This window comes from Spirochaetota bacterium (assembly GCA_035477215.1).
Lineage (GTDB): Bacteria > Spirochaetota > UBA4802 > UBA4802 > UBA5368 > MVZN01.
Genome location: DATIKU010000044.1, coordinates 28,605 through 53,669 on the forward strand (window position 1 = coordinate 28,605; position 25,065 = coordinate 53,669).

General features: G+C 56.2%; 26 protein-coding genes and 3 tRNA genes. 12 read left to right on the forward strand and 17 right to left on the reverse strand.

All coding sequences use genetic code 11. From position 1 onward, the window contains the following. Nucleotides 1-88: 88 nt before the first annotated feature. The 3 genes from VLM75_10155 to VLM75_10165 are packed head-to-tail and all read left to right on the forward strand — an operon-like array spanning nt 89 to nt 2,167. Nucleotides 89-1,090 (forward strand): 2-hydroxyacyl-CoA dehydratase family protein, encoded by a 1,002-nt coding sequence (locus VLM75_10155; GenBank protein HSV97283.1) that lies wholly within the window; start codon nt 89-91, stop codon nt 1,088-1,090. After that, entirely contained in the window at nt 1,090-1,815 is a 726-nt protein-coding gene (locus VLM75_10160; protein ID HSV97284.1) for a class I SAM-dependent methyltransferase, read from the forward strand. Before VLM75_10155 ends, VLM75_10160 begins: the two co-directional genes overlap by 1 nt. Nucleotide 1,816: 1 nt before the next feature. Next, nucleotides 1,817-2,167, forward strand: coding sequence for a hypothetical protein (locus tag VLM75_10165; GenBank protein ID HSV97285.1), 351 nt, complete (start codon nt 1,817-1,819; stop codon nt 2,165-2,167). Between the two features lie 9 nt (nt 2,168-2,176). On the opposite strand, the gene VLM75_10170 is transcribed toward VLM75_10165, so the two are convergent. The 8 genes from VLM75_10170 to rpsF all read right to left on the reverse strand — a co-directional run bounded on the left by VLM75_10170 (nt 2,177) and on the right by rpsF (nt 7,837). Next, nucleotides 2,177-2,875 carry a protein-L-isoaspartate O-methyltransferase gene (locus VLM75_10170; GenBank protein ID HSV97286.1) on the reverse strand — a complete coding sequence of 233 codons (699 nt, stop codon included), beginning with the start codon at nt 2,873-2,875 and terminating at the stop codon, nt 2,177-2,179. Between the two features lie 150 nt (nt 2,876-3,025). Beyond that, nucleotides 3,026-3,805, reverse strand: a complete 780-nt coding sequence (locus VLM75_10175) for an ABC transporter permease (protein ID HSV97287.1) — start codon at nt 3,803-3,805, stop codon at nt 3,026-3,028. After that, nucleotides 3,802-5,151 carry a replicative DNA helicase gene (gene dnaB / locus VLM75_10180; GenBank protein HSV97288.1) on the reverse strand — a complete coding sequence of 450 codons (1,350 nt, stop codon included), beginning with the start codon at nt 5,149-5,151 and terminating at the stop codon, nt 3,802-3,804. Before dnaB ends, VLM75_10175 begins: the two co-directional genes overlap by 4 nt. Nucleotides 5,152-5,154: 3 nt before the next feature. Continuing rightward, the gene (gene rplI / locus VLM75_10185; protein HSV97289.1) at nt 5,155-5,598 is read right to left on the reverse strand and encodes a 50S ribosomal protein L9; all 444 of its coding nucleotides are present in this window, start codon (nt 5,596-5,598) and stop codon (nt 5,155-5,157) included. 16 nt (nt 5,599-5,614) lie between these two features. Next, on the reverse strand, nt 5,615-6,505 hold the full coding sequence (locus tag VLM75_10190) for a DUF2232 domain-containing protein (protein HSV97290.1): 891 nt from the start codon (nt 6,503-6,505) through the stop codon (nt 5,615-5,617). A gap of 4 nt (nt 6,506-6,509) precedes the next feature. Continuing rightward, nucleotides 6,510-6,920: a 30S ribosomal protein S18 gene (rpsR, locus tag VLM75_10195; GenBank protein ID HSV97291.1), complete on the reverse strand. Its 411-nt coding sequence runs from the start codon at nt 6,918-6,920 to the stop codon at nt 6,510-6,512. 35 nt (nt 6,921-6,955) lie between these two features. Next, a complete protein-coding gene (gene ssb, locus VLM75_10200) occupies nt 6,956-7,390 on the reverse strand; it encodes a single-stranded DNA-binding protein (GenBank protein ID HSV97292.1) in 435 nt (144 codons plus the stop codon). A 21-nt stretch (nt 7,391-7,411) separates the two neighbouring features. Next, a complete protein-coding gene (rpsF, locus tag VLM75_10205) occupies nt 7,412-7,837 on the reverse strand; it encodes a 30S ribosomal protein S6 (GenBank protein HSV97293.1) in 426 nt (141 codons plus the stop codon). Between the two features lie 63 nt (nt 7,838-7,900). Here rpsF and VLM75_10210 point away from each other — a divergent pair, with 63 nt between their 5' ends. Then, complete coding sequence (locus VLM75_10210; GenBank protein HSV97294.1) at nt 7,901-8,581, forward strand: PilZ domain-containing protein; 681 nt, start codon at nt 7,901-7,903, stop codon at nt 8,579-8,581. A gap of 6 nt (nt 8,582-8,587) precedes the next feature. Here the strand turns inward: VLM75_10210 and VLM75_10215 are convergent, their stop codons facing one another. The 5 genes from VLM75_10215 to VLM75_10235 form a co-directional block, all read right to left on the reverse strand. Continuing rightward, the gene (locus tag VLM75_10215) at nt 8,588-9,043 is read right to left on the reverse strand and encodes a hypothetical protein (GenBank protein ID HSV97295.1); all 456 of its coding nucleotides are present in this window, start codon (nt 9,041-9,043) and stop codon (nt 8,588-8,590) included. Nucleotides 9,044-9,056: 13 nt separating this feature from the next. Next, a complete protein-coding gene (locus VLM75_10220; GenBank protein ID HSV97296.1) occupies nt 9,057-10,361 on the reverse strand; it encodes a trypsin-like peptidase domain-containing protein in 1,305 nt (434 codons plus the stop codon). A 42-nt stretch (nt 10,362-10,403) separates the two neighbouring features. After that, nucleotides 10,404-11,780, reverse strand: a complete 1,377-nt coding sequence (locus tag VLM75_10225) for a hypothetical protein (protein HSV97297.1) — start codon at nt 11,778-11,780, stop codon at nt 10,404-10,406. Between the two features lie 86 nt (nt 11,781-11,866). Beyond that, on the reverse strand, nt 11,867-12,616 hold the full coding sequence (locus tag VLM75_10230) for a hypothetical protein (protein HSV97298.1): 750 nt from the start codon (nt 12,614-12,616) through the stop codon (nt 11,867-11,869). 285 nt (nt 12,617-12,901) lie between these two features. Then, nucleotides 12,902-14,242 (reverse strand): glycerate kinase, encoded by a 1,341-nt coding sequence (locus tag VLM75_10235; protein ID HSV97299.1) that lies wholly within the window; start codon nt 14,240-14,242, stop codon nt 12,902-12,904. Between the two features lie 181 nt (nt 14,243-14,423). Here VLM75_10235 and VLM75_10240 point away from each other — a divergent pair, with 181 nt between their 5' ends. From VLM75_10240 to VLM75_10275, 8 genes are all read left to right on the forward strand, one after another. Then, nucleotides 14,424-15,806: a UDPGP type 1 family protein gene (locus VLM75_10240; GenBank protein HSV97300.1), complete on the forward strand. Its 1,383-nt coding sequence runs from the start codon at nt 14,424-14,426 to the stop codon at nt 15,804-15,806. 24 nt (nt 15,807-15,830) lie between these two features. Beyond that, entirely contained in the window at nt 15,831-16,688 is an 858-nt protein-coding gene (gene argB, locus VLM75_10245; GenBank protein HSV97301.1) for an acetylglutamate kinase, read from the forward strand. Nucleotides 16,689-16,793: 105 nt separating this feature from the next. Then, a tRNA-Ser gene (locus VLM75_10250) sits at nt 16,794-16,877 on the forward strand. Between the two features lie 29 nt (nt 16,878-16,906). Beyond that, nucleotides 16,907-16,992, forward strand: a tRNA-Ser gene (locus tag VLM75_10255). Nucleotides 16,993-17,006: 14 nt separating this feature from the next. Then, on the forward strand, nt 17,007-17,576 hold the full coding sequence (locus VLM75_10260; GenBank protein HSV97302.1) for a hypothetical protein: 570 nt from the start codon (nt 17,007-17,009) through the stop codon (nt 17,574-17,576). A gap of 17 nt (nt 17,577-17,593) precedes the next feature. After that, nucleotides 17,594-17,667: transfer RNA gene (locus VLM75_10265), tRNA-Arg, on the forward strand. 120 nt (nt 17,668-17,787) lie between these two features. Continuing rightward, nucleotides 17,788-18,276, forward strand: a complete 489-nt coding sequence (locus VLM75_10270) for a nucleoside deaminase (GenBank protein ID HSV97303.1) — start codon at nt 17,788-17,790, stop codon at nt 18,274-18,276. Nucleotides 18,277-18,395: 119 nt separating this feature from the next. Then, nucleotides 18,396-19,367: a DUF2279 domain-containing protein gene (locus VLM75_10275; protein ID HSV97304.1), complete on the forward strand. Its 972-nt coding sequence runs from the start codon at nt 18,396-18,398 to the stop codon at nt 19,365-19,367. Between the two features lie 101 nt (nt 19,368-19,468). On the opposite strand, the gene VLM75_10280 is transcribed toward VLM75_10275, so the two are convergent. The 4 genes from VLM75_10280 to VLM75_10295 form a co-directional block, all read right to left on the reverse strand. After that, a complete protein-coding gene (locus VLM75_10280; protein HSV97305.1) occupies nt 19,469-20,941 on the reverse strand; it encodes an AsmA family protein in 1,473 nt (490 codons plus the stop codon). A gap of 207 nt (nt 20,942-21,148) precedes the next feature. After that, entirely contained in the window at nt 21,149-21,910 is a 762-nt protein-coding gene (locus tag VLM75_10285) for a hypothetical protein (GenBank protein ID HSV97306.1), read from the reverse strand. 2 nt (nt 21,911-21,912) lie between these two features. After that, nucleotides 21,913-23,133: a hypothetical protein gene (locus tag VLM75_10290; GenBank protein HSV97307.1), complete on the reverse strand. Its 1,221-nt coding sequence runs from the start codon at nt 23,131-23,133 to the stop codon at nt 21,913-21,915. Then, complete coding sequence (locus VLM75_10295) at nt 23,112-24,830, reverse strand: adenylate/guanylate cyclase domain-containing protein (protein ID HSV97308.1); 1,719 nt, start codon at nt 24,828-24,830, stop codon at nt 23,112-23,114. Before VLM75_10295 ends, VLM75_10290 begins: the two co-directional genes overlap by 22 nt. Between the last annotated feature and the right edge of the window lie 235 nt (nt 24,831-25,065).

Genomic DNA, 25,065 nt, shown 5'->3' on the forward strand with positions numbered 1-25,065 from the left:
CAAGCACATTTCGGCCGGGCAACAAATGGATTGAAATTTTTCGTCGTGCTTTTCATTATACCAGCTGGGGCGGTCTGGAGCGGATGGAATGAGCGAGCACGTCAAAATTGCAGGCATCACCTCGACCATACCGGTTGAAATCATATACGCCGCCGGGCGCGTCCCCGTCGACATCAACAACACCTTCATCACCTCCAAAGACCCGGCCTCCCTCGTGCGGCGCGCAAAAATGGACGGATTCCCAGACACCACCTGCAGTTGGATCTGCGGGCTGTACGGCGCCGTGCTCGAACGGGGTATACGGACCGTCGTCTGCGTAACGGGCGGCGACTGCGCCGAAACCATCGCGCTGATGGAGGTGCTCTCCCTGCACGGTATCGACGTCATACCCTTCTCCTACCCGCGCGGGCGCGATCCCGTCTCCCTGGGAGCGGAAATCAACCGCTTCGCGGAGCGCTTCGGCATCGGGATGGAACGGGCCGAAGAGGAAAAAAAACGGCTCGATCGCGTCCGTAAGCGAATCCATCACCTGGACCGCCTGCTCTGGGAGGAGGACAGGGCGCTCGGCGGGGAGGTGCAGAATCTGCAACTGGGCTCCAGCGATTTCGAGGGTAACCCCGAATCCTATCTCGCGAAGGTCGAGGAAAAGATCACGGAAATCGAATCACGGAAGCCGCTGAAAACGACACTGCGGCTCGGCTTCGTGGGTGTTCCCCCTATCATAAGCGACCTTTACGATACGATAGAGCGGGACGGAGTACGCGTCGTCTTCAGCGAGGTCCAGCGCCAGTTTACGCTCCCCTCCGGGGGCACGATCGGGGAATCGTACACGCGCTACACCTACCCCTACGGCATTTTCACGCGCGCGGAAGACATCGCGCTCGAGGTGCAGCGCCGGCGCATAGACGGCATCATTCATTACGTCCAGGCCTTCTGTTTCAGGGGTATCGAGGACATCGCGCTCCGTCGCGAACTCGGCGTCCCCGTGCTCACGCTGCAGGGAGACCTGCCCAGCCGCGTCACCGAGACCGTGCGCCTGCGCGTCGAGGCGTTCGTCGACATGCTCCACCGGCGAAGGGAGCGGCGCTGATGGAACCATATACCGACCTCGCCCGGTCTTACGACCACATCCTCAACCACGTCGACTACGACCAGTGGTATCGCTATCTGAGAACCATCATGTTCCAGTACATCGAGTATCCGGAGTGGATCCTCGAGATGGGATGCGGTACGGGCAAGTTCGGCGCCATGTTCTCGCGCGATGATTTTCCGGTGTACGGCATGGACCGCTCCGTCGAGATGTTGCGCGTTGCGAAAAGACGCTCGTATAAAAACTTCCGCATATTCTGCGCGGATATGACCGATTTCCGCGTTTCCCGCACGTTCGATTTTCTGTTCTCGGTCCACGACACCATGAACTACTTTCTAACCTACGCAAACGTCCAGAAAGTCCTCCGCTCGGCCCGCCGGGCGATGCACGACGGCAGTATTTTCATGTTCGACATAACCACCGAGTACAACATACGGCGTTACTTCGACGGGCGCGTCACGCGGCACAGGACGCGCGGAACCATGGTCGAATGGAGCAACTCCTACGACGAGGACAGGAAAATAATCCGGTCGACCCTGGAGTTCCGCCACCGTGACGGCACCAGATCCGTCGAGGAACACCTTCAGCGCATCTATTCCATCCCCGAAATTAAAGCCCTGCTCGAAAGGGAGCGGCTGCGCGTCGTCGATATTTTCGGCGACTACACCTTTTCCGCCCCGTGCGACGACACGGTAATGATCAACTTTATTACGCGGAGGGCCTGAGGTGCAGTACCTTTTTTATTTCGTGGGATTCGTCATCGCCCTGGCGGTGTTCCTCTACGCGCTAAACGCTTACGAGTCGGGCAAGCGGAAGCTCAAGGAATTGAAAAGCGGACCGAACAAAAAGGACGGCGGCCGGACGGCGACCATAGAACCGCAGGACATCTTTCTGAAAAAGCCGCGCAGCCACCCCGGCGAGCGCATGTGCCCGCTCTGCGGATCGGCGCTGACGAACTACGAGGCCCTGTACGCTGCGCCGGTCAAGGACGGCGATGGCGGTAAGATTCTCATACTTGGGTGCCGGTACTGCTACAAAGAAGAGGATGCGAAGGGCGGCTCCCCAGACGCAACATAGGGGAAACCTTTATTTCACCGGCTCCACGACGGGCGGCTCGTTCCCTTCGAGATACTCCGGCAGGTAAACGGGAAACCCGTATCGCCCCTGCAGAAGACCGAAGACGCAGAGGTCATGAAATGTGACCCGCAGCAGATCGTCCCCGTCTTCGGGAGTGTCGTTGATCACAAGGGTGATCTGCTGCTGGTGCGGCAGCCCCATCGGGAAAACCATCCTGCCCCCCCTCCTGAGCGAACGTATAAGTGAGAGCGGCCGTTTCCCGCACGCACCGCACACAATCACCGCGTCGAAGATTCCCAGCGACGGCTCATGGTCGGTCCCGTCGCCTGAAAAGAAACGGATATTGTCGAATTTCTTCTTTCGGCAGCGGGCTTTCGCCGCCGCCGAGAGTTCACCGTACAGATCGACCGTCACCACTTCGCCCACCATGCGGGAAAGAACGGCCGCGGAATAACCCGACCCGGTTCCCACCTCCAGCACGCGCCATTTCTTCTGCGGCGCGAGTATGCAAAACATGCGCGCCAGCGACATGAGCGGATCGCTTCGCTCTCCGACCCCTATCGGGACCGTCTCGTCGGTGTAAAACAACTTCCTGAACGCGGCGTCGAGGAAGTCCTCCTGTTTAACGGCGGCGAAGGCGTCGATCACGGCCTTGCCCGTCTTTTTCCTTTTTAGTAAGGCCAGAAACGCGTCTCTTTTTTTGCTCATTGTCTGCGCCGGTGATCCTCAGTAAAATAATCGAGTGGTGCAATACATCGCTTCTACACCGGAAAAATTCAAGCATTTCCCCGGGCCGGCGGCGGATAAAACACCCGGCTTTCGCGCGCCGGCATCCGACCGCCGCAAACCACATCGCGCCTATTCGAAGAATTGGAAAAGGTAAGTGAGAAAATAATTCGAGATGAGTATCGCTATCGAGGACTTCACCACCGCCTGAATGGTCGACTTGCCGACTCCCTCCGCGCCGCCGCTCGTGTTAAAACCCTGGTAACAGGAGATAACGGCGATCTGGATACCGAAAAAAACCGACTTTAAAATCCCAGTCATAAAATCCGCCAGCTGGAGATTCTGTAATATGTTCTCGATGTACTTGTCGATCGTGATGTTCAGGCTGAAGTAGGCCACCACGGCCCCGCCCAGCACTCCGACCACGTCCGTTATCACCGTCAGCGCCGGCGTCATCACCAGGCAGGCCAGGAAGCGCGGCACGGCCAGGTACTGGATCGGGTTCGCCGAGAGGGTGACCAGCGCATCGATCTGCTCGGTGACTTTCATCGTGCCGATCTCGGCGGCGATGGCCGAGCCCACCCTGCCGGCGAGGAGAAGCGCGGTGAGCACCGGGCACAGCTCCCTGAACATGGATATCGCCACGGCGCTGCCGATGAAGATCGACGAGCCGGTCATGATCTTGTCCATGGCATTTCCGATCTGGAGCGCCATCACCATGCCGGTAAAGAAGAGCGTGACCGCCGTCACCGGCAGCGACCGGTAGCCGATTTCGAGCATCTGCGCCGTAACGCTTCGCCGGTCGAACGGCGGCCTGAAGATCCATCGTAGCGTCTCGGCGAAAAAGATGGCATAGCGGCCGACCCCCGCCAAGAGCGACACGGCATACTGTCCGGCCCCCGCCCTTGTCATGCCTCCGCCACGGTCTCGTCGAACTCATGGACCTTGTCGAGGTTCCCGAACTTGGTGAATTTTTCCCAGAACCGGAGCTCGACATCGCCGATCGGGCCGTTACGCTGCTTGGCGACGATTACTTCGGCTATCCCTTTTTTTTCCGAGTCCTTTTTCACGCGTTCCTCACGGTAGATGAACATAACCACGTCCGCGTCCTGTTCGATCGCGCCCGATTCCCTGAGGTCCGAAAGCTGCGGCCGCTGATCGGTGCGCGATTCGACCGCCCGCGATAGCTGGGAGAGAGCGACCACAGGCACCGAAAGCTCGCGGGCGATCTGCTTGAGCGAACGCGATATCTCCGCTATCTGCAGGTGGCGGTCCATGCGTGAAAGGCTCGAAATGAGCTGCATGTAATCTACCACAATAGCGCCCAGGCGCTGCTTCTGCGCGACACGGCGCGCCTTCGCGCGGATCTCGAAAATATTGATGGCCGGAGTATCGTCGATGAGAAGCGGCGACTTCTCGAGCCTGCCCGCACTCTGCATAAGGCGGCGCAGCTCTTCGCTGCTTATATGGCCTGTCCTCACCCGCTGTGAATCTATCATCGCGTCGATGCAGAGCAGGCGCATCCCGAGCTGCGAGGCCGGCATCTCCACCGAGAAGAAGAGCACCGGCATTTTTTCCTTCATGACGATATGGTTCGCGATATTGAGCGCGAGCGCGGTTTTCCCCATCGAGGGGCGGGCGGCGATGATGATAAGCTCCGATTCATGAAGCCCGGAAAGCATCTCGTCGAGCCCGGTGAAGCCGGTGGCCACGCCGGTGACCGCCTTCTTGGTTTCGTACATGCGGCCGATGTTGTCCATCGTTTCCTGGATGACATCGGCGATGTTTTTGAAGTCGGAGGTGATGCGCTTTTCAGTGACGCGGAAAATGTCCCGCTCCACCTCGTCCATAAGCTCGTAGGTGTCGCGCGCCGTATCGTGGCATTTTTCGAGCACTTCATGAGAAACCTCAATGAGCCTGCGTCTGAGGCTCATTTCCTTTATCCTGCGCGCATAGAATTCGGCGTTCGCCGAGGTGGAGACCGTACGGTAAATATCGACCAGGCCATGATCGCCGCCGATCCGTTCCAGGCGGCCCAGGTCGTTCAGTCGCTGCCTTACGGTAACGAGGTCAATCGGGAGGTTTTTTCGCTCAAGCTCGACGATGACGCCGAAAATCTCGCGGTGCGCATCAAGATAGAAATCCTCCGGCTGGAGGATTTCTATTACTTTGAGAAGCGCGTCCCTGCTCAGTAGCGCGGAGGATAGACACGAGGCTTCCGCCTCAATATCCTGAGGCGGCACCAGTTCGATCGCCATCGGCTACTCCTTGAAGACGGTGACCTTCAGCTTCGCGGTAACGCCCTCGTCGAGCTTAACAGGCACCTCGTATTCCCCCAGTTTCTTGATCGGCTCTTCCAGATGGATCTTCCTTCTGTCAACATCGTGGCCGAGATCCTTGAGCCTGCGGGCGATGTCCATGGAGGTGACGGAGCCAAACAGCTTCTCCTCCTCGCCCACCTTCGCGCCGATCCGGATGTCAAGGCTCGCGAACGTTTCCATAAGGGTCTCGCTCTGCTTCTTCCTTTTGTCCTTCTTGATCTTGATCAGCTTGCGCTGGTGCACGGCCGCCTTCTGGCTCGAGTCGTTGGCTACGAGAACCATCTTTTTCGGCAGTAAAAAATTACGCGCGTATCCGTCGGAGACGTCCTTGATATCGCCCGCCTCACCGAGATTCGGAATGTCTTTCTGTAAAATCACCTTCATGGTCAATACCTCGAACTTATTGTTCGCCCCGGGCTTCCAGTTTCCTGAAATCTGCCCAGAAGTCCAGGGCTCCTATACCCAAAAGAACTACCGAAACAAAGAGCAACGCCTCCACCCCCAGGAGCAGAACAACGAACGCCGCCAGGGGCAGGATAAAGGGCGGGGCCCCTTTTTTATCCAGGTAGAACCTGGCGATTCCCAGCGCCTGCACCAGATAGAGCGCCGAAAAGCACAACGCGCAGTTGAGGCCGATTACATACACCGCACGATAGCCCTCCTCGTCGACCAGCAACACCGCGAGCCAGCCGACGATAAGCGCAAAGATATAATAGTCCTTAAGCCTGAAATACGCAAGTCCGCTTTTATCGGCCGTTTTGTCCCTGCCGCCGCGCATAAAAAACGGCCTAAGTATCGTGTAACAGAGTGCGGCGATTATCAGCGAATGCATGAAATAGCTGAAAGGTATGATATCCCCAATCACCTCCAGCGATCCGTTCACTTTCGCCAGAATCTCGGTCTTCTCCGCGTCCGGAAGGTCCGCGGCCTTGATCATGTCAACCACGCGTTTCTGCGAATCGGCGACCAGATCGAAATCCCTGTACACCTTGAGAAAATAGTAATTGGCGGAAAAAGCCACTGTAAGCGACAGTACCGAAACCATTAAGAAAAAAACGAGCGCCCTTCCCGACCGAAACGTATATCCCGCCGCCGCGCCTATCACGACCGGCGAGAGCACCATCATGTTATACTCGCCGCCTCCGGACGACAGAAAAGACTGCGCGGCGGCAATTCCCACGAAAAGCGGCACCAGCCCGAAAAGCGCCCGAGCACCCAATCGATACGACACGGCCGCTGAAGCGACAACCAGGCACAGGCCTACCAGCGCGTATGCGAGGAGCGCACCCACGGCACTACTGCACGACGAATGGCATTAGCGCGATGATCCTCGCCCGTTTGATCGCTATCGCCAGCGCGCGCTGATGCTTGGCGCAGGTGCCGGTGATGCGGCGCGGAAGAATCTTTCCGCGCTCGGTGATAAATCTCTCCAGCACATCGATGATCTTATAGTCGATAACGATGCTCTTATTCTGGCAGAAGCGGCAACCCTTTCTTTTAAAGCGGGCCACACGTCCGCCCTGCCTGCCTTCTTCGTCGCCCCCTTCCCTGGGAGGGCGGCCACGAAACCCTTCACGCTCCCTTCTGGGGGCGGGGCTCGTCGCGAGATTATCCTGTGCCGCTGCAGGCGCCCCGGGGGCGGTATTTTCGTCCGCGGACTCCGCGGACGGCTCTATGGTTTCACTGCTCTTAATTTCATCTGACATGATGTCGTACCTCTGATTGGTTTATGGAATTCCGGTTAAAAGGGAATATCATCGTCGCCGAATGCGCCCCCGCCGCCACCCTGGGGGGGCGGCCCTAAATCCTGCGAATCCTGATGCTCGGCCTGCCGGGGGCCATCGTCTTTTCCCGAAAGAAACTGGAAGTTTTCCACCACTATTTCGACCGTCGATCGCTTGTTTCCGCTCTGGTCGTCCCACGAACGCTGCTGGAGCCGGCCCTCGATTGCGATCCGCTGTCCCTTCTTGCAGTATTGCGCAATCACCTCGCCCGTCTTGGCCCAGGCTACACAGTTAAAGAACGAAACCATCTCCTTTTTTTCGCCGGAGACACTATAGCTCCTGTTGTTCGCTATTGAAAAATTGGTTACGGACGACCCTCCCTGCGTATATTTCAGTTCGGGGTCCCTGACCATTCTCCCTATCAGCATAACCCTGTTTATATCGCTCGCCATTGGAGCCCTCCGGGGGGCCGCTTACGCGGTCTTGGCCTTGGGCACCCGCACAAAGAGATGCCGCAGGATGTCGCTGTTAAGACGAAACTCGTTGGTAATCTTCTGAATGGCCTCGGGCGGAGATTCGATGTTCATGAGGGTGTAATTACCGTCGTTCTCCCCATCGAGCATGTAGGAAAGTCTGCGGTTTCCCCATATGTCTTCGGACACGATACTTACGCCGTTTTTCTGAAGAATCGCTTTAACCTTCTCCCTGTTCGATTCAAGCGCCTCATTAATGCGCAAAATCACCGTCAACTCGTACTTGCTCACCTTTTCCTCCCTCCTTTGGATTGTGCTGAAATACGGCAGCCCGCTTTCAGCAGAAAGGATTTCCACTATCCTCACCACCCCTTCTTTTTTCAACAAATATTTTTTCATATGGTTGATTTTGGCCCGGAGATTCACTATAATGTCCACCGCACTGTCACAATATAAAGGCGCCGGAACGCCCCGGAAACTGATTACACCATGAAACAACTGGCAACGACAATGGACCTCAGGGAAAATATGGTGCTCCGCGCCTACCTCAAGGGATACGGCTATGCCCGGCTCATCGTCGTCGGGGTCACCCGCCATTTCTACATTACCGACGCTCCCGCCGATTTTTTCCAGAGAATCCAGGCGAAAGCCGTACTTCAGGGCTATTTGTGGACCCAGAATTCCATTTCATTCGAATTCAACATGGAGGTGGCTGGCAGGATCACGGTCCCGCCCGGTCCCTCTTCGGCCGGCGACCCGGATGCAGGTACCCCACCCGGGCATTTCATCGCTTTCATTCACACCGCGGACATCGCCAGTGCCGACGAGCGCAAGTGCCTCAGGGCCAAGGTTTCGCTACCTTTCCGATTTTTCACGATCGCTGTCGCGCGAAACGACAAGAGCTTTTACACCGAGGAAATACGATACCTGGACGGTACGATCATCATGCTGAGCGACCGTGAGGCCGTAGTCGAAACCGGCCACGAGATACCACTTGCCGGCCTGATCCGCGGCCACCTGGCGTTCGGCGGGGACGATATCGACTTTACCGCCAGGATAACATCGGCCGAATCCGGAACGATGAACCGCTACGGCATGGAGTATACCGGCATGAACGACCGCGAGCGGAACCGGATTCTCGAATACGTTTTCTCTATCTACCGGGAATAGGTCCGCCTATCGCCCTTCCTCTACGACCACCGCCCCCTCTTCCATGACGATATCGAAGATGTACGCGTCCCTGCTCGAATTCACCGGCGTGTAGACGACAAACTGCCCCTTGAACTCGAAAAGGTCGCCCGCCGAGAGGAGCGTGCGGTAGTCATCGCCGTCGGCGTACACGTAAAACGTGATCTTCGGGGAGACCGCCAGGCCCGCGAGCATGATCCTGTAGCGCCTTTTATATCTGCCGGCCGTATCGACTGCGATGACACGGCCGCGGCCGACCATGATTTTATTGAGATGGGCGTCGAGAAAGAAATCCCTTCGTATAACGGGAGCCGCCTGCAGGCGCGTGTAGAACTCGTCGGCGAGCAACGCCGGGGTCGCCTGTGACCGGAGATCGTCTGAATACGGGCCCGCCGAGATGGTAAGGACGGCGCAGACGGCCGCCGCTGTCCGGATCACGCGCATCACCCGCCGCCGCTCATTCAATATCCGCCGAGAAGTCGACCGTGTACAGGCGCGAATCCCTGAGAACCTCAATACGCACCAGGCGCGAAGAGTCACGCCGAAAGACATTTAAAAAATCGTCGACGTTTCCCACAACGCGCCCGTTGACCGAGCGCACGCAATCCCCTCTCTTCAATCCGTGCCGATACGCCTCACCCAGCGGCGAAACCGCCGATATGACGACCCCTTCCAACAGGGAATCGTCGTCGAGCTCGATCCCATACGCTCCCAGGAGCCTTCGCCCTTCCTGCTGGGAGCGTCTGAATTCCGCCTTTTCCCTAAGAACAAGCGCGTACTCGCCGATGTAACCCTCGCGCGCCGCCCGGATCGTGACGGTCGAGCCGATCGGCTTGTTGCCGACCGCCGCCACGAGCTCGCCCAGAGTCGTTATGCGCTTTCCGTCTACCTCGCGTACAACGTCGCCAGTCCGTATGCCCGCCGCCTCGGCCGGCGAATCCTTGATGACCGACATCACCTCTACGACGTTCCGCTCGCCGCGCGCTGGAAGGCTCCTTTCCCTTGCCAGAAACCCAAGCCATCCGCGCCGGATACGCCCGTATTTTAAAAGCTCGACCGAGACCCTGCGCACGATATTCGACGGGATGGCGAAGCTGATTCCCTGAAACCCGCCCGAAACGGTACGTATGGCGGTATTGATGCCCACCAGCTCTCCCCGAAGGTTCACCAGTGGACCGCCCGAATTGCCCGGATTGATGGGAACGTCGGTCTGTATGAAATCCTCGATATCGGCGAACCCTATGTCGCTGCGGCCCGTCGACGATATGATCCCGCTCGTAAACGACTGTCTGAGCCCATAGGGCGTCCCGACGGCGATCACCCACTCCCCCTCTTCGAGCCGGTCGGAATCGCCGAAAACAGCCGGGATAAACGCCGGGGCCTTGCCGGCTGCGATCTTTATAATGGCGATATCGGTCTTGGGATCGGCCACATAATATGCATTTCCGAAGACAGGTTCCGGTTCGTACTCCGAACCATCCGAAAGCACCATCTGGTAATAATCGCCTTTTCGGACCACATGATAATTGGTCACCACGTAACCCTCGCCAGAGATGAGGGTTCCCGAGCCGAACCCGGATTTTGCGTACACCCGCCTGCCGTCCCTCATCGAGGTCCGATAGATGATGATATTCACAACCGAGGGCTTGACCTTTCTGGCCGCCTCGATGAACGTGCGGCTCATCTCGGCCGGGTGTGCGGGACCGGCACCAGACACCACGACGCCAAGAAGGACGATAAATATACGAATCGCGTTTTTCATTGGTTTCTCATTATCGCCGAAAGGGCAAATCGCCGCCTTATATCAGCGGCCGGGAAAAGCGGCCGCATCGAAATAGCTCTTTTCATTTGAACCGCTGTATTTCTCGATGTCAATCCTTTTCCCCCTGGGGCCGCGCGGCCCGCCTATATCTCGCAGTTTCATCCCCGCAAGCAGCGAATAAACGCCGACTGCGATGCCTTCGGCGATTTCATCCTGGCGCGCGGTAAGGATATAGCGGAACCGGGGCTGGTCGAAATACCCGAGCTCCATGAATGCAGTAACCGCGTTGAGAAACAGGGGCATGTGCCATACCGAAACGTACGGTTTTGACAGCCGCTGATCGGGGTGTCCCAAATTATTCAGTCTGAGCGCCATGAGGATGTAGCGGATGATTTCAGCGGATGCAAAGTGATTGTCCCCCCCGTAACCCTCCTCTCCTCCGTCGCGGCGGAACCGCTCGAATTCGGACCGCTCGCGGTCCCAGTACCTGCCCGTCAGGCTGATCGTTCCAGGAGAGGCTGCGTACGGCGTATAATCGGGATGGTTTCGCGCGACGACCTCCCAGCTGGGAGAGTCCCGATATGGCCAGTCGACCATGTTGTGGCGGTATCCCCTGAATCCCGCCATATCGACTTTTCCGCGGGCATCGAGCGGAAATCCGCTGAAGTAGAGCATCGAGTCGTTTAAAAACCATTTGTATCCCGTGCGCTCGTTCGACTCATCGAACCAATCGGCATACGGGCTCGAGAGAAAAAAGCTTCTATCCGATTTTTCACCTCGTAGAACCTTGAGTCCCTGGTACATGAAGCCGAAGGGGGGCGCGATGACGGGATTCATTCCCCTGAAATACGGCGACCCGCTGCGGGTGACGTGCAGACAGACTACCAGGTGAGGACGCAGCGCGTTGATGCGCGAAATCCGTCCCGGACGCATTTTCCCGTCGGGACCCGGGTAGTCGAAGAGCCTGAACTCGCCATTTGGATCTTCGCGACCGCGGATTTTTTCCCTGTCGCGCGAATCCCCACGGCTGAGCGAGACATCCACAATAATCCGCCGGGGCTGATCCGACGAGTACCGTTCGAGCAGGCGACTGAAACGATTAAAATCGCCTCCCTCGCCGCACAGTGCGATGATGTCCGCCGCCTTCCTGGCGATTTCGTACACCACGGCGTGCTCCTCGATGGCGCCCCACGAGGCGCCTTCCTTAAACGATTGAAGGTAGGTCCCCGACAGCGCATCGTACCGGTCTCCATGGCGGGACCGATCCGGCAGGGCCATCCCCCCGTGGCCTGGATCAAGCACAATACGGTACTCGGGGAATTCCCTGCGAACGATACCTTCCGGAACGAGCAGAAAGGCGAACATCGCCAGGACTGCCGCAGCGGCCCGAATGGTGCGGTAACTCGGAGGATAGATCATCGGCCCGGTGCCATTCTTGTTTTCACTATCAATGAAAAAGGGGAAGAAGCTTCCCCTTTTTGTAAACCAACCATATTGAAATATGCTTATTTCGCTACCGGCTCAGCCTTCGCCCTCTCGGGATTAAGCACCCTGTTAAGGTTATCCGCCTTGTGAAGTTCGAACTTGCCCTTCGAATTGACCGGATCAAGCTCTTCCATGATCCTGATACCATAGGCCTTTGCCACACGGTAATGAAGAATCGACGTTCGGTAGATTCCGTCGCTATACGCGTTCTGCGCGTCATCAAGCTGGCCGTAAGCGATCCTGAGGCGCATCATGTTCTGGAAGACCACCTTGCTTCGATTGGGATCTAACTGGCTGCGCTCATCGAGCGAAAGATCCAGGATCGCGTCCGCGCACTGGAAGAGCAGCGTCTGTGTGTATTCCCTATAATGGGCGCTGATCTTTTTAAATAGATCGTTTATCGCCTTCTTATTGTTCTCCAACTCAACCCGCGAGTAGATCACATCGCGCTTGTAAAATAATCCGACCCCTCTTTTATACTGGTCGTAAATCTTCTGGTAGTCGCCTTCCCATCCCTGTTCCTTGAAATTGGATGCTATTACCTTAAGCACGTAAATCTTTTCCAGGTTTTCCTTTATCAACCTCTCGGATACCTCAATAGCCTGGAAGCGCGCCAGGTAGTTTTCCTCGGGGCGCTCGGCTTCAGAGTATTCCGTCCGCGGATCCTTCTTGGCCTCGTCCGATTTCATTTCCTGCGCCGATACGCCCGTCGACAGCACGCAGACGCCAAGAACGAAAACGAACCACTTTACGCCATCTCTCAATTTCATAGCACCACTCCTTTTAATCTGCTTTTATGCATGATATCGCGAACCTCCATGCCCGCGCCGCCTGTTTCGCCTGCAGCGGTTCCCCCGATTTATTCCGCCGAACCCGTCCGGTAGCGCCGCGGGAGCTGCGGACAGCCGCCTTTTACAAGCAGTGCATAGAATAGTGGGCAATTTAATTATAAGCAACTTTTTTTTTAAAATTTTATCTTTTATTTTTAGAGCCGCCTCTCGGATTATGTCGTATATTGCGCGTTCGGGAAACACCCCGCGTTCTCATTAACCTTCTTACCGCACAATCAGTATCCGAACATCCATCACGTTGGTGTTGGTTGGGCCGGTTATTATAAGATCTCCGAGGTTTTTGAAAAAAGAATATGAATCGTTGTTTTCCGCGTACGACCCGATATCCATGCCCGCGGCGCGGGCGCGGGCGACCGTGGCGCCGTCGGCGAAGGCGCCGGCCGCGTCGGTCGGGCCATCGGTGCCGTCGGTGCCCACGCTGGCCGCGCAGATGCCCCGCGTCTGCGCCAGGAAAATCGCGGAATGCAGCGCGAACTCCATATTGCGCCCGCCAAGCCCCTTCCCGCGCACCTCGACCGTTGTCTCCCCGCCGCTGATGATGCAGGCGGGAGGTCTCACCGGGTTTCCCGAAGCGAGCGCCTCCCGGGCTATCGCCGCATGGAAAAGTGCCGCCTGTTGAGTATCTCCCTCGATGAGCGATGAAAGTACCACGGTTGCGTACCCAAGCGATTCCGCCTTCAGGCGTGCCGCTTCGAGAGCAAGGATGTTTGACGCGATAATGACGCCGGTCACACCGTCGAAGCATTCCCCGTCAGCCTTGGGATTTTCAGGCACCAGGCCGTCGACGCCGTCGAGGATCCGCTTGCGCACGGCCGCTGGTACCGAATCCTCAATTCCATAACGTTCGAGGATGGCAAATGCGTCGGCGAAGGTCGACGCGTCCGGCACAAACGGACCCGATGCGATCACGTCGGGGTCGTCCCCGACCACATCCGAGATCATGAGGTTCACGACGGTCGCCGGATACGCGGCCCGTGCCAGATTCCCCCCCTTTATCAATGACAGATGCTTTCGCACGGCGTTCATTTCATGGATCGATGCTCCGCTTTTCAACAGAAGATTTGTCGTGGCCCGCTTTTCCTCAAGCGTGACGGGCGGTGCCGGCAGCGGCAGCAGTGCCGAGCCGCCCCCCGAAAGGAGCGAGATGACAAGATCGTCTTTCCCCGCATCGGCGGCCATTTTCAATATCCTTTCCGCGGCTTCCATGCCCTTCCCGTCCGGCACCGGGTGGGCTGCTTCGATCGACTCCACGCGCGTGAGCGGCGCCGTATAGCCGTACTTTACCGATATGCAGCCCGCGGCGATCCTGTCTCCGAGCAGTTCCTCGACCGCCTGCGCCATCAGGGCTGTCGCCTTTCCCGCTCCAAGCACATATACTCGGCGGAAACGGGAGAGATCGAGCTCGCGGACCATCTTCGCGTTCGAATAGACAAGCAGGCTGCCGCCTTTTATCCGCAGATGCTCGAGCACGGCCCTTCGCGGATTGACGGCATCGATCGCGGCGGTATATATCTCCCGCACATCCTCCCGCAGGTTTTTAATCACAGGCGCCCTGTATCATTTTTAATTTCATCCATCCCGACCAATGCTATCCGGGGCTCCCGTCATTTGCAAGCTCTTCTCCGCCGGGCCGGTGGGCAAAATACCAGGGCGAGAAAACTTATTTGACATCCCGGCAAAAATGACGCGGATTAGTCTATCATTCCGTTCCCCACGAGGACATGCGATGATTTCATATCCGGACCGAAGCGACGTCATTCAGCGCGTGTACGACCACGGGCAGGAGCACGTCTTCACGTTCTGGGAACAGCTCCCGGACGTCAAAAAAAAGGCCCTGCTGGATGATGTTGCATCCATCGATTTCGACCTTCTCTCTCGCCTCTACCTGCAGGCCCGGGAGAGCAAGCCGACGGCAATGGGCTTCGAGCCCGCGCCCTATATCCCAGCCCCCTCCGGGAACAAAGATCTCCGACGCTTCGACGCCGCGCGCGAGGAGGGGATTGCGCTCATTCGAAAAGGCGTCGTCGCGGCCTTCGTGGTGGCGGGTGGACAGGGGTCCCGCCTGGGCTTCGGCGGCCCGAAGGGGCTTTTCGGGGTTGGGCCCGTTTCAGGTAAATCCCTGTTTCAGATCCATGCCGAAAAAATCCTCAAGAGCTCGATAAAATACGGTGCCCCCATTCCCTGGCTCATCATGACCTCGCAGGCCAACCACGAGGACACGGTGCGCTACCTCACCGCCAACCGCCACTTCGGTCTTGACGAGAAAGACGTGTACATCTTCCCCCAGAGCATGATCCCATCCCTCGACACCGGTGGCAAACTCATTCTTGAGTCGCCATCCGCCATCTTTAAAAATCCCGACGGCCACGGCGGGAGCCTCGATGCCCTGGCCGATTCGGGAACGCTGGCGGCGATGCGTAAACGCGGCATCGGGATCATTTCCTACTTCCAGGTGGACAATCCGCTCATTTCCATTATCGATCCCGTCTTCATCGGATTCCACGCACAACGTGGCGCCGACATCTCGAGCAAGGGGCTTATGAAAGCCTATCCCGGCGAAAAAATCGGCGTCTTCGTCCGCTTCGACGACGGGACCATCGGCGTGGTCGAATACTCGGACCTACCCGAGCGTTTACAGAACATGCGCGACGGCAGCGGAGCGCTCCGCTTTTGCATGGGAAGCATCGCCATCCACCTGTTTTGCGTCGGCTTCCTCGAAAAAATAACGGGCGGATCGGCCGTATCTCTTCCCTTTCACGTCGCGCGAAAAAAAATAACGCCCTGCACGCCATCGGGGCCCGCCGAAATTGAAGGATTCAAATTTGAAAAATTCGTCTTCGACGCCCTGCCGCTTACGGATAAAAACATCGTGCTCGAGACAATCCGGGAGGATGAGTTCGCACCGATAAAAAATCCCTCGGGAGTCGACTCGGTCGAATCGGCGCACGAGCTCATGACCGGGCTTTACCGGCGCTGGCTCGGGGAACGCGGCATTCTCATCCCCTCCCTCGTGAAAAAGCTTGAGATATCACCCCTTCTGGCCCTTGAAGCGGCTGATATTCCCGATTCCCTGTCAATACCCGATGCCGAGAGCGTATACCTGGAATAACACACTAAAAGGAGAATGCGTACCATGCAGCGCTACATAGAAAAAGTCAGCACACTTATCGAGTCGTTCCCGTACATTCAGGAATTCTACGGAAAAACCATCGTCATAAAATACGGCGGGCACGCGATGGAGGACGAACGGCTGAGGCGCTCGTTCGCCACCGAAATGGTGCTCCTCAAGCTGGTGGGCATAAACCCGGTCATCGTTCACGGCGGCGGACCGCAGATCGGCGAGCTCCTCAAACAGGTCGGCAAGAAGAGCGAGTTCGTTGCGGGTATGCGAGTTACCGACAGCGCGACCATGGACCTCGTCGAGATGGTGCTGGTGGGCAAGGTCAACAAGGAGATCGTCCACAACATCAACATGGTGGGCGGCAGGGCCGTGGGCCTCTCCGGCAAGGACGGCGGTCTCCTTATTGCCGAGAAGCACTTCCACGAGGACAACGGGGTCAGGCTCGACATCGGACTGGTGGGTTCGGTGAGCCGCGTCAATCCGCAGGTGATCGAGGCGCTCGATCGCGAAAAGTTCATCCCGGTCATCGCGCCGATCGGGTATGACGAGGCCGGCGTTACGTACAATATCAACGCAGATACGGCCGCCGGCGCCATCGCCGAGGCGCTGCGCGCCGAAAAGCTTATCCTTCTCACCGACATCGAGGGGGTGAAGATAAACGGTTCGCTCGCCTCTACCCTCACCGCGTCGGAGATCCCCGCGCTCATCGCTTCTAACGAGATTACCGGGGGTATGATCCCCAAGGTCAACTGCTGCCTCGACGCCCTTCGCGGGGTCAACAAGACGCACATCATAGACGGCAGGGTCGAGCACGCCGTGCTCCTGGAGATATTCACCGACGCCGGTATCGGCACCGAAATCGTGAGATGACTTCCCCGGCGGGATTTATATTTCACTCAGGCGACGCTACGGGCACAGGCCGCCCCGTGGAAATTTTTGTTTGACAGAACGGGCACCCTCCATAGAGTTATGCGCGGAGGGTTGTCTGAGTGGTCTATAGAGGCGGTCTTGAAAACCGTTGGGTGACAAGCTCCGGGGGTTCGAATCCCTCACCCTCCGATATCACGCAACCGGTTTATCACTACACTGGAGAGATGCCCGAGAGGCCGAAGGGGACGGTTTGCTAAACCGTTGTACCATTCCGGTACCGAGGGTTCGAATCCCTCTCTCTCCGAAAGGATACACACAGTGAAGTTTGTACATGCCGTCAAAGATCGACTCCCCCTGCTCAAAGAGAAGGCGCTTGTAACACTACGCTACCTCAGGGACTTTCGGAAAAACTGGCCCCGCACCCGTGAATGGCTGATATTCGCGTGGGGAAGGGCTCGCGCGGCGGCAATCTACCTCCGCGACATCCGGCGGCACTGGCCCGAGATCAGAGCCTCCCTGAAGCACTACCGTAACGAGATCTATCGGCCCATGTACAATAAATACTTCGCCGCTGCGGCCTATCTTCCATTCATCGGCTGGCTCGCGCCGTTGTATCTCAAACCAGATGACGCGTTGTGCCAGGAAAATGGCAGGCGGGGTTTCGTGCTTTCCGTATTTTTTACCGGAATAGCCCTTGCGCTGTTTTTTTTGTACTTCATCCTTGTCCCGAGGGACTGGCGCGCGGTACGGTTCGCACTGGCGCTTTTGGTATACCTCGTCTATGCCGTTTATTTTTCATTCTGCGCATGGGCTGTTTATTTCCTGGTACGGGAAAAAAGGCTTGAAATGCCCTGGCTTAAAAAATATACTCATATAGTGGAGTTGTAGCGGTACTCTCAACCAAAGCGTCTATAGCTCAGCTGGATAGAGCGCCGGACTACGAATCCGTAGGTCAGAGGTTCGAATCCTCTTAGACGCGCGTTTAATCGATAAGGCGGGAACCATTCTCGCCTTTTCTTTTGCGTTCGATTGCCGCGATGCGGCGAAGCCGGCATACATCCACAGGTCGGCATGCATTCGAAGGGAGTGGCAACGGCCGATGAGCGACGATACCTCGTTCATGCTGATCGCGCTCGAAGAGGCGCATATTGCTTACGAAGAAGGCGAGATTCCCGTCGGCGCGGTAATCGTCAGGCAGGGCGTGATTATCGCCCGCGCACACAACAGGAACCGAATCATGACGAACCCTCTCTGGCATGCCGAGATGATCGCCATCGATTCGGCGGCCGGAACGCTCGGCAATGAGCGCCTCAACGATTGCACACTGTACGTCACCAAGGAACCCTGTGTGATGTGTGCGGGGGCCATCGTTCACGCGCGCATCGAACGGCTCGTTATAGCCGCCGAAGACGTCAAATACGGGGCCTGCGGCACGGTCTTTTCGGTCTGCGGCAACAACCTCCTCAACCATGTACCGGAGATAGTTTTCGGTGTGCAGCGCGACGAGGCCTCGGCCCTCCTCACGGCATTTTTCACCGATCTGCGCAACGAAAAAAAGTTAAAAGGACCGTCTTCCCGGGATACATAAATTTTCCCGTAAAATCGTCAACACCTTGACATTTCAGCGGTATTCAATTTTTATTGCGCCTCAGTCGCCGGGACGGCCCGCCGGTACCGGAGACACCCATAAAATAAAGCGTATGGCATATGAAAGGAATTTTGACTCTCGCACTCGTCACCCTGCTCAGTTTAAATCTCGCGCTTTCCGCGCAGGAATCGCCGGCTGAATCCCAGGAACCTCCGATCGAGCCGTTGGCCCCCGTCACCGAAAGTCCGACGGTCCGGCTTCCCGTCAACCTCTACGATACACACAGGTTCGACGAATCCAAATGGCCCTATCTGCGCACCGGGCTCTATCTTTTCGGCCCGGGCTTTGTTACCGTCTGGGGGCTTGTGGAATGGGGCTGGTTCGACGGCACCATGTTTATGTATAAGCCCTCGAGGGTGTGGGGTGCGCACGCGCTTAACGGCGCCTCCGACAAGTTCGGGCACCTGTATGGCACCTACGCCGTCAAGCGGCTTTCCACGTTCTTTTTTCGTTCGACGGGCTCGTCACCGATGCGAGCCAACATAGAGGGAGGCATTTACGCAAGCTCCGTTCAGCTCATCATGGAAATCGGCGATGGATTTTCATCCGCGCAGGGATTTGACATAAACGACGTCATTTTCAACACTATCGGCGCGGGAATCGGCATGCTGCTCGACGGCTTCCCCGTTCTTGACAGGATGTTCGCCATCAAGTTGGAGTATGTTCCCACCAGGCGGTTCAGAAAAGCGGTTGCCGAGAAGAACGGCAGCGCCGATTTCTTCACCGATTACAGCGGCCAGAAATACCTGCTGGTCACCAAGCTGGGCGGAATCCCGTATCTCTCGCTCACCCCGCTTCGCTATGTCAACCTGGATTTCGGGTATTATTCGCGCGGCTACTACAACAAGGACTTCGATCGCAACACACGGAATATTTACCTCGGCATGTCGATCAACTACACCATCGCCTTTGGCGACCTTCTCCCGACAGGATACACCTCGTCCACTCTGCAGTCTTTCTTTAACCACTATCATCCGCCGTATGACCTGGAGGTCAAAGACTGGGAGCTTACCAGCGCCAAAAACCAATAACGGATTGATGGTTGTTCAAGGCGCCCCATGGGGCGGCAATAAACGACAAAGCGGCATAGAACGGTGCCGCTTTGTAATTTCACACTGAATTCCTATCGCGTTTAGAATATTTTCTTAAGTTTCTCTGTCGCCTTGTCTTTGGCCTTGTCCGTCTGCTTGTCCACGACCTTCTCGACCTTTTTCTCGGCCTTTTCCCTGACAACGTCCTTCATGTCGCCCGCAGCATCCTTTACCAAATCGCCGATGGATGGCAGCTTCGGCGCAATCAGCTTAACATCGGGCTTGGCCATGGTTCCGGTCACCTTGTACTGCAGATAGACCAGGCCGTCCTTGTTCGTCAGCGATTTCATCGCCGAATCGGCGACCTTCTCGGTCTTCACGTACTTTTCGAGTTTCGCCGCCTTTATGCCCTTTTCCACGTTTTTGGTGATACCCTCGCGAATGGGCTTGTTATGTTTCTCCGCAAGCAGCATATTCATGTCCATTCCGACCGACTTCGTGTTGATGTTCGTCTGGCCCGCGAAGTTAACCGCGTAATCGTCGGTCGCTATCTTTCCATCGGTCAGCTTCATTAGGCCGCCTTTGTACCACACGTTTACGAAGGCGTTCTTCCATTTAACATCCCCTTTCAGAAAGGTGAACTTCCCGCAGTACTTCTCGATCTGTTCCACCTCCTTAAGCTTCTCGAATATCTGCAGGCCCGTAAGCGTACCATAGTTCGAACCAATCTTCGCCGAAAGCTCGGGATCGACCTTTTTCGACCTCGGGTCGAAAGGCTTCAGCGTGCCGTTTATCGAAAGGCCGATGTCGAAGGTTTTTACGCTCCCGGTCCGCACCTGTCCAATTGTTTTTATTCCCGTCTCGATTTTCAGTTTGGCCGAATTTTTTTTAACGAGGTCTTTAGGGTCAATCTCGATCGAATGCACGAGCGCCGTCAGGTTGTAGATGGAGAAGCTCTGCTTCAGCCCCTGATCCACTAACGATACCAGGCCCTTTTCTATGCCGACCTTGCCGATGGCGATTTCCACGGGAAGATCATCGGCCGTAAACGGTTTCTGGGGCTGTTTGGCCTCTTCCGCTTTCTTCTTCGCCTCTTCCTGTTGTTTCTTCAATAATTTGGCCTTCTCCTCGGCGGTCATCTTCTTCGGAGCGAGGAGATCCGAAAAATTAAACAGGCCGCTGGGATAGCGGACCACGTTAATGACCGGCTCGAACAGCACAAGCTCGCGAAGCTCGACCTGCCTCTTCAACAGGGGTAAAAACTTGAGCTTGAAGGTGAACGACGAGAGGTCGACAAACAGATCGTTTGCGGCGACCGGCTTTCCTCTCAGCGCCTCTCTCTGGGCGGTTGTCTTGAAATTGGATATTTTAACTTCCTTTACCTCCATGCCCGAAACCACTGAAAAAACGCTCACATCGATCGCGCCTATTGAAACCTGCCTGTTCAGCGCATTCTCCATCTGCTGGTCGATCATTTCCTTGTCGACGATGAGCATGATGGCGACGCCCGCCGCGATGATAATAAGCACCAGCGCACCGACGGCGATGCCGAGCCATTTAAAGACCTTTTTCATTGCTTATCCCTCCCTATATATCATTTTCTGAATTCATGTCGCATACACAGTTGCCTGTCAATTGTAACGGGACCGTGCGAAAAATGCGAGAAGATTTCCGGCCGTCTGTTATTGAACGCCGTCGGAATAGCACGAAGGCGCGGTCATAAAACCGCGCCTTCGTGCTATCATGCCCTCCCGCCGATTAAACAGCGGACATGTGTGCAGTTATTCGAACTCGTTATAATACACTCCCAGAACCACCCCGACCGCTTTTTCGCTGACAGATATCTTTTCCTTCTCAAGCGCCTTCACGATATCCCTCCGCTTAAAGACGGGGTTCTGGCGCTTTATCGCGACGATGCGCTGCACCACACTGCGCTCAATTGGTCTGGCCGAGCCGAACACTCCCTTGCTTTCGAATGCCATCATGGCGTTCACCAGACGGTCGAGCCGCTGCAGCAGGTATTCAGGATCGCGCGCCCTGACATAGGCCAGCGGGTCGCTGATGGCGGCGATCGTCTTTTCGCACAGCTCTTCCTCGGTAACGTACTCGCCGTATACGCGGATGAACATCTTGTCGCGCGTAATGCGATAATTATAGTACATGGTGTCGTAATGCGAGAAGAGGAGTCCCGCCGGAAGGTAATCGAGCACGTTTATTCCCTTATACAAAAATTCCGAGGGAATTAGGCTGATCTCGAGAACGTCTTTCGAGTATTCAAATCCCATCCTTCCGATTTTGATATATTTCCAGGCGCTGAAATAGTTTTTCAGTTTCAATATCCGCTGCACTATCGCGTCGGTGGGTTCCGTATCATATCCCAGAACGAATACTTTCCCCTCGCCGTCTTTAAGTGTCAGCACGGTCCGGCCGTTTTCCTTTTCCTCGCCGTCCACGGCGAGGTTGGCCGCTGCCCAGTCATAGGCGTCAAGCCGGGCCGCCCCGGCGAGCGCCAGCATCATCAACACAATTGCGAATCGTTTCATACTCACTCCTGTAACACCTTAATAAGTATTCTGTCGAAAGGCTGTATTCTTCTACCCTCCTGAACTTCTACGACCCGCGCCCTTATCCCCGCGCCCGCGCCGTAAAACTGTATCCTGCCCACGTATTCATCGTCTTTGCGAAACACCAGCGCCGTTGTCCCCTCTTTTACCACATGTACCGCCCGCAGGTGCACGAAGATTGCGCCGCTGTCGCGCGGATCGACGATATAGCCGCTTTCAGGTTCGGTACGGGCCAGATAGTCGAAGGCATAACGTAAATGATCAAGCTGCGCGCTCTTTACCCTCACCGAATCGGCCAGAGCGCCCCACATCCTCTCGTAGCGCCCGGTGAGCTCGCGCGAAAAATACTCGATCTTATCAAGCGTCGGGGCGACCGAATTGACATAGGGTATCCGATTCAACCGACTGATTACCGCCTGCTGGTCCGCCTGCATACGCCGCATTTCGGCGAACTCGGACTCGGAGTACCGTGCGTCGCTCGTCAGCTCCTTTTTAAAATCATTGAGCCTCGGGACGCTTTTGTCCAGGGGCGGATTTTTTTCTTTGAGGATGCGCTGCAGCTCGCGCTCGGTGAAGCGCGGATTATACTTTAGCACCATCTCCGCCATCCGATTCTCGTAATACCGCTTTTGCTTTTGCATTTCCAAATTATGCAATTTCTGGTAGTTGTTGACGATCGCCTCGGCCTTTTTAATGTTTTCCTGCAGGCGGACATCATGCACATCCAGCTTCTTCTGAATCGATGCGACCTCCTCCTGCTGTTTCCTCAGTCGTGCGCGATATATCGCCCGGATCGCGGCCTTCGTATCCTCGTCCTTCGCGCGGGCAAGCTCGTCGTTCATCGTGCCCCGGGTATCACCCAGGCGCGTACGGGCAAGCTCCAGTTCGTTCTCAAGCCGCTTGGCCTTGTCGAGTATCTCGATGAGCCGCATGTCCTCGAAGGCGGTAATCTCCACATCCTCGCGGTTGAACCGTTCCTGGATGAGCTGCGCGAGCATTAATGTTCCGGCGATAAGCGCCACCATGAACCCCGCCACCAGCAGGTAGAAGCCATAGTTGCGGTTTCTCTTCGTCTGCGCGAATTCGTTGTTAAGCGAATATTCCGGCGGCTTCCCGTCGGGATCCTGTATCGCCTCCGGGAGAAATATCGATGTGCCGTCCTCTACCGGCTCGACGTCTTTTATTTCGTTTTCATTTCCCATATGCCATTCCAGTTCCTCGGTGGAGTAGAGTCAGCGGTGCGCTCGGCGAAGACCTCGCCGACCGGCAGGTTGCAGCGCTTGAAAAGCTGGTGCGCTTTGCGCCAATCGCCCCTGTAATAAAGCTCGAGCCCGGCGGAAAAAGCCTTCATGCTCTTTTCCAGGGTCTTCGTGTAATCATTTTTCAGCACGGGCCAGTAAATTTTCTTGCCCTCTGTCTTCCCCTTTACCTTGACTACGTCGATTTCGAAAAAGCGTATATCGTCGACGTGCCCGTTCGATTCCAGGTCTTCCTTTACATATTCCGAGCAGATCACCGGGAGCCGGTACTCGCGCGTGAGCCCCTCGAGGCGGGATGCGGCGTTCACGTTATCGCCGATAACCGTATTGGTCATGCGTATATGCGAGCCGATATTTCCGTAGAAGACCAGGCCTCCGTCGATCCCCACGCCGATTTCGAGTAGCACTGCCTGGTATACCCTTCCCTGGTCCTCGTTGAGGCGGCCCTTGTTCTTTTCGATCTCTTCCTTCTTGGCGGTCATTTCGGACCGGAGTTTCTTGGCTAGGTCCTGGAGCTTGTATGCCACGATGACCGCCTGATACGATTTGTTCTTATGGTCTCCTTCGTACTGGTCCAGTGCGCCGAAAACGGCAAGCAGCGCGTCGCCGATGATGGAGCCGATAATCCCGTCATGCTCCACCACCCTCCGAATCGCCTGGTCGTAATGCAGGTTCAGGAGCTTGATGATATCAGCTCCGAGGGTTTCGGTTATAAACGTAAAACTCTTGATGTCCGAAAAGAGGATGGTCAGGTCGCTCTGTTTCCCCTCCAGGCGCACCTCCCGGTCGCGATAGGCCCTGATCACAACATCACGGTTGGCGAACTTCCTGAAGATGTTAAGTAAATTTGAGATGGTACTCGCCAGCGAGTTGAACGCCACCCCCAAGAATGTGATGTCGTCGTTTGGCGCGCCCTTGAGGTTGATGATTCGAAGCTGCTGCTCCTCAAGCATCGTCATGATCTCGGTCGTGATGATGTTGATAAAACGCAGGACGTAGCGCAGAACGTACACGCCTGCGATGCCGCAGATAATGGTAATGACGAGGATTATGACGCTCACATCACGAAAAACGGCGCGCGATTCCTCGTAGAACTCGTTCTGCTCCTCGGCGCGTATGATGAAAACTTCCCACTTGGGATTGTGCTTGTAAATACCGAAATAGGTCTCGCCGTTGAACCTGAACCGGATTATCCCCTCGCCCGTATTTTTCGCGAGCCCCTCGTTGAGCGTGCTGAGGGTTTTCGAGTCTTCAAAGGACGCCGACTTCGCGAAGTGGGACGCCTGGAACAGGATCGAGCCGTCGGGCTTGACACCGAGCAGCACCGACTTGCGCTTGGCGAACTCGTTCTGCGCCCGGTTCTCGATACTGGAGAGAGAACCCTTCAAGTCCTTGTTGTAATTGTAAATCTCGAACTGGTTGTTGCAGAACACGTAGATGTCCTTGAGGTCCTTGGCGAGCAGTTGCCGCATCATATTGACCATCTTCGTGCGGTTGAACACCAGGTTGACGTAATTGCTGGTGAGATTGGACACGAGGATGAAGAGGGCGAAGACCAGTATGATCTTGAACGCCACCGGGACGATGCGTGTCCCGCCGATCGTTTTACCGAAGAGACTTCCCTTTTCTCGACTGTTCATTGTAACCGTCTGTAATCACTGAGTTTGATTGATTCCAGGGCCCGTTCGGCTGCATATAATTCCAGAGCCCTTTTGCCATAGCTTGTCCGGGGCAGGCTATCACCTGCGTAAAAATAAATCATACAAAAAACTGTTGTATGGCGTAAAATATTTATAAAATAATAATCAACCGGGGAAGCGCCTCGAGACCCGCCGAACCGCCATGGAACGGTCGCCGGCATCGCTCTGGCGGTGT

Coding starts and splice junctions, on each gene's coding strand:
- VLM75_10155 (HSV97283.1), top strand. CDS start 89: ATGAGCGAGCACGTCAAAATTGCAGGCATCACCTCGACCATACCGGTT.
- VLM75_10160 (HSV97284.1), top strand. CDS start 1,090: ATGGAACCATATACCGACCTCGCCCGGTCTTACGACCACATCCTCAAC.
- VLM75_10170 (HSV97286.1), bottom strand. CDS start 2,875: ATGAGCAAAAAAAGAGACGCGTTTCTGGCCTTACTAAAAAGGAAAAAG.
- VLM75_10175 (HSV97287.1), bottom strand. CDS start 3,805: ATGACAAGGGCGGGGGCCGGACAGTATGCCGTGTCGCTCTTGGCGGGG.
- dnaB (HSV97288.1), bottom strand. CDS start 5,151: ATGGCGATCGAACTGGTGCCGCCTCAGGATATTGAGGCGGAAGCCTCG.
- rplI (HSV97289.1), bottom strand. CDS start 5,598: ATGAAGGTGATTTTACAGAAAGACATTCCGAATCTCGGTGAGGCGGGC.
- rpsR (HSV97291.1), bottom strand. CDS start 6,920: ATGTCAGATGAAATTAAGAGCAGTGAAACCATAGAGCCGTCCGCGGAG.
- ssb (HSV97292.1), bottom strand. CDS start 7,390: ATGGCGAGCGATATAAACAGGGTTATGCTGATAGGGAGAATGGTCAGG.
- VLM75_10210 (HSV97294.1), top strand. CDS start 7,901: ATGAAACAACTGGCAACGACAATGGACCTCAGGGAAAATATGGTGCTC.
- VLM75_10215 (HSV97295.1), bottom strand. CDS start 9,043: ATGCGCGTGATCCGGACAGCGGCGGCCGTCTGCGCCGTCCTTACCATC.
- VLM75_10220 (HSV97296.1), bottom strand. CDS start 10,361: ATGAAAAACGCGATTCGTATATTTATCGTCCTTCTTGGCGTCGTGGTG.
- VLM75_10225 (HSV97297.1), bottom strand. CDS start 11,780: ATGATCTATCCTCCGAGTTACCGCACCATTCGGGCCGCTGCGGCAGTC.
- VLM75_10230 (HSV97298.1), bottom strand. CDS start 12,616: ATGAAATTGAGAGATGGCGTAAAGTGGTTCGTTTTCGTTCTTGGCGTC.
- VLM75_10240 (HSV97300.1), top strand. CDS start 14,424: ATGATTTCATATCCGGACCGAAGCGACGTCATTCAGCGCGTGTACGAC.
- argB (HSV97301.1), top strand. CDS start 15,831: ATGCAGCGCTACATAGAAAAAGTCAGCACACTTATCGAGTCGTTCCCG.
- VLM75_10270 (HSV97303.1), top strand. CDS start 17,788: ATGAGCGACGATACCTCGTTCATGCTGATCGCGCTCGAAGAGGCGCAT.
- VLM75_10275 (HSV97304.1), top strand. CDS start 18,396: ATGAAAGGAATTTTGACTCTCGCACTCGTCACCCTGCTCAGTTTAAAT.
- VLM75_10280 (HSV97305.1), bottom strand. CDS start 20,941: ATGAAAAAGGTCTTTAAATGGCTCGGCATCGCCGTCGGTGCGCTGGTG.
- VLM75_10285 (HSV97306.1), bottom strand. CDS start 21,910: ATGAAACGATTCGCAATTGTGTTGATGATGCTGGCGCTCGCCGGGGCG.
- VLM75_10290 (HSV97307.1), bottom strand. CDS start 23,133: ATGGGAAATGAAAACGAAATAAAAGACGTCGAGCCGGTAGAGGACGGC.
- VLM75_10295 (HSV97308.1), bottom strand. CDS start 24,830: ATGAACAGTCGAGAAAAGGGAAGTCTCTTCGGTAAAACGATCGGCGGG.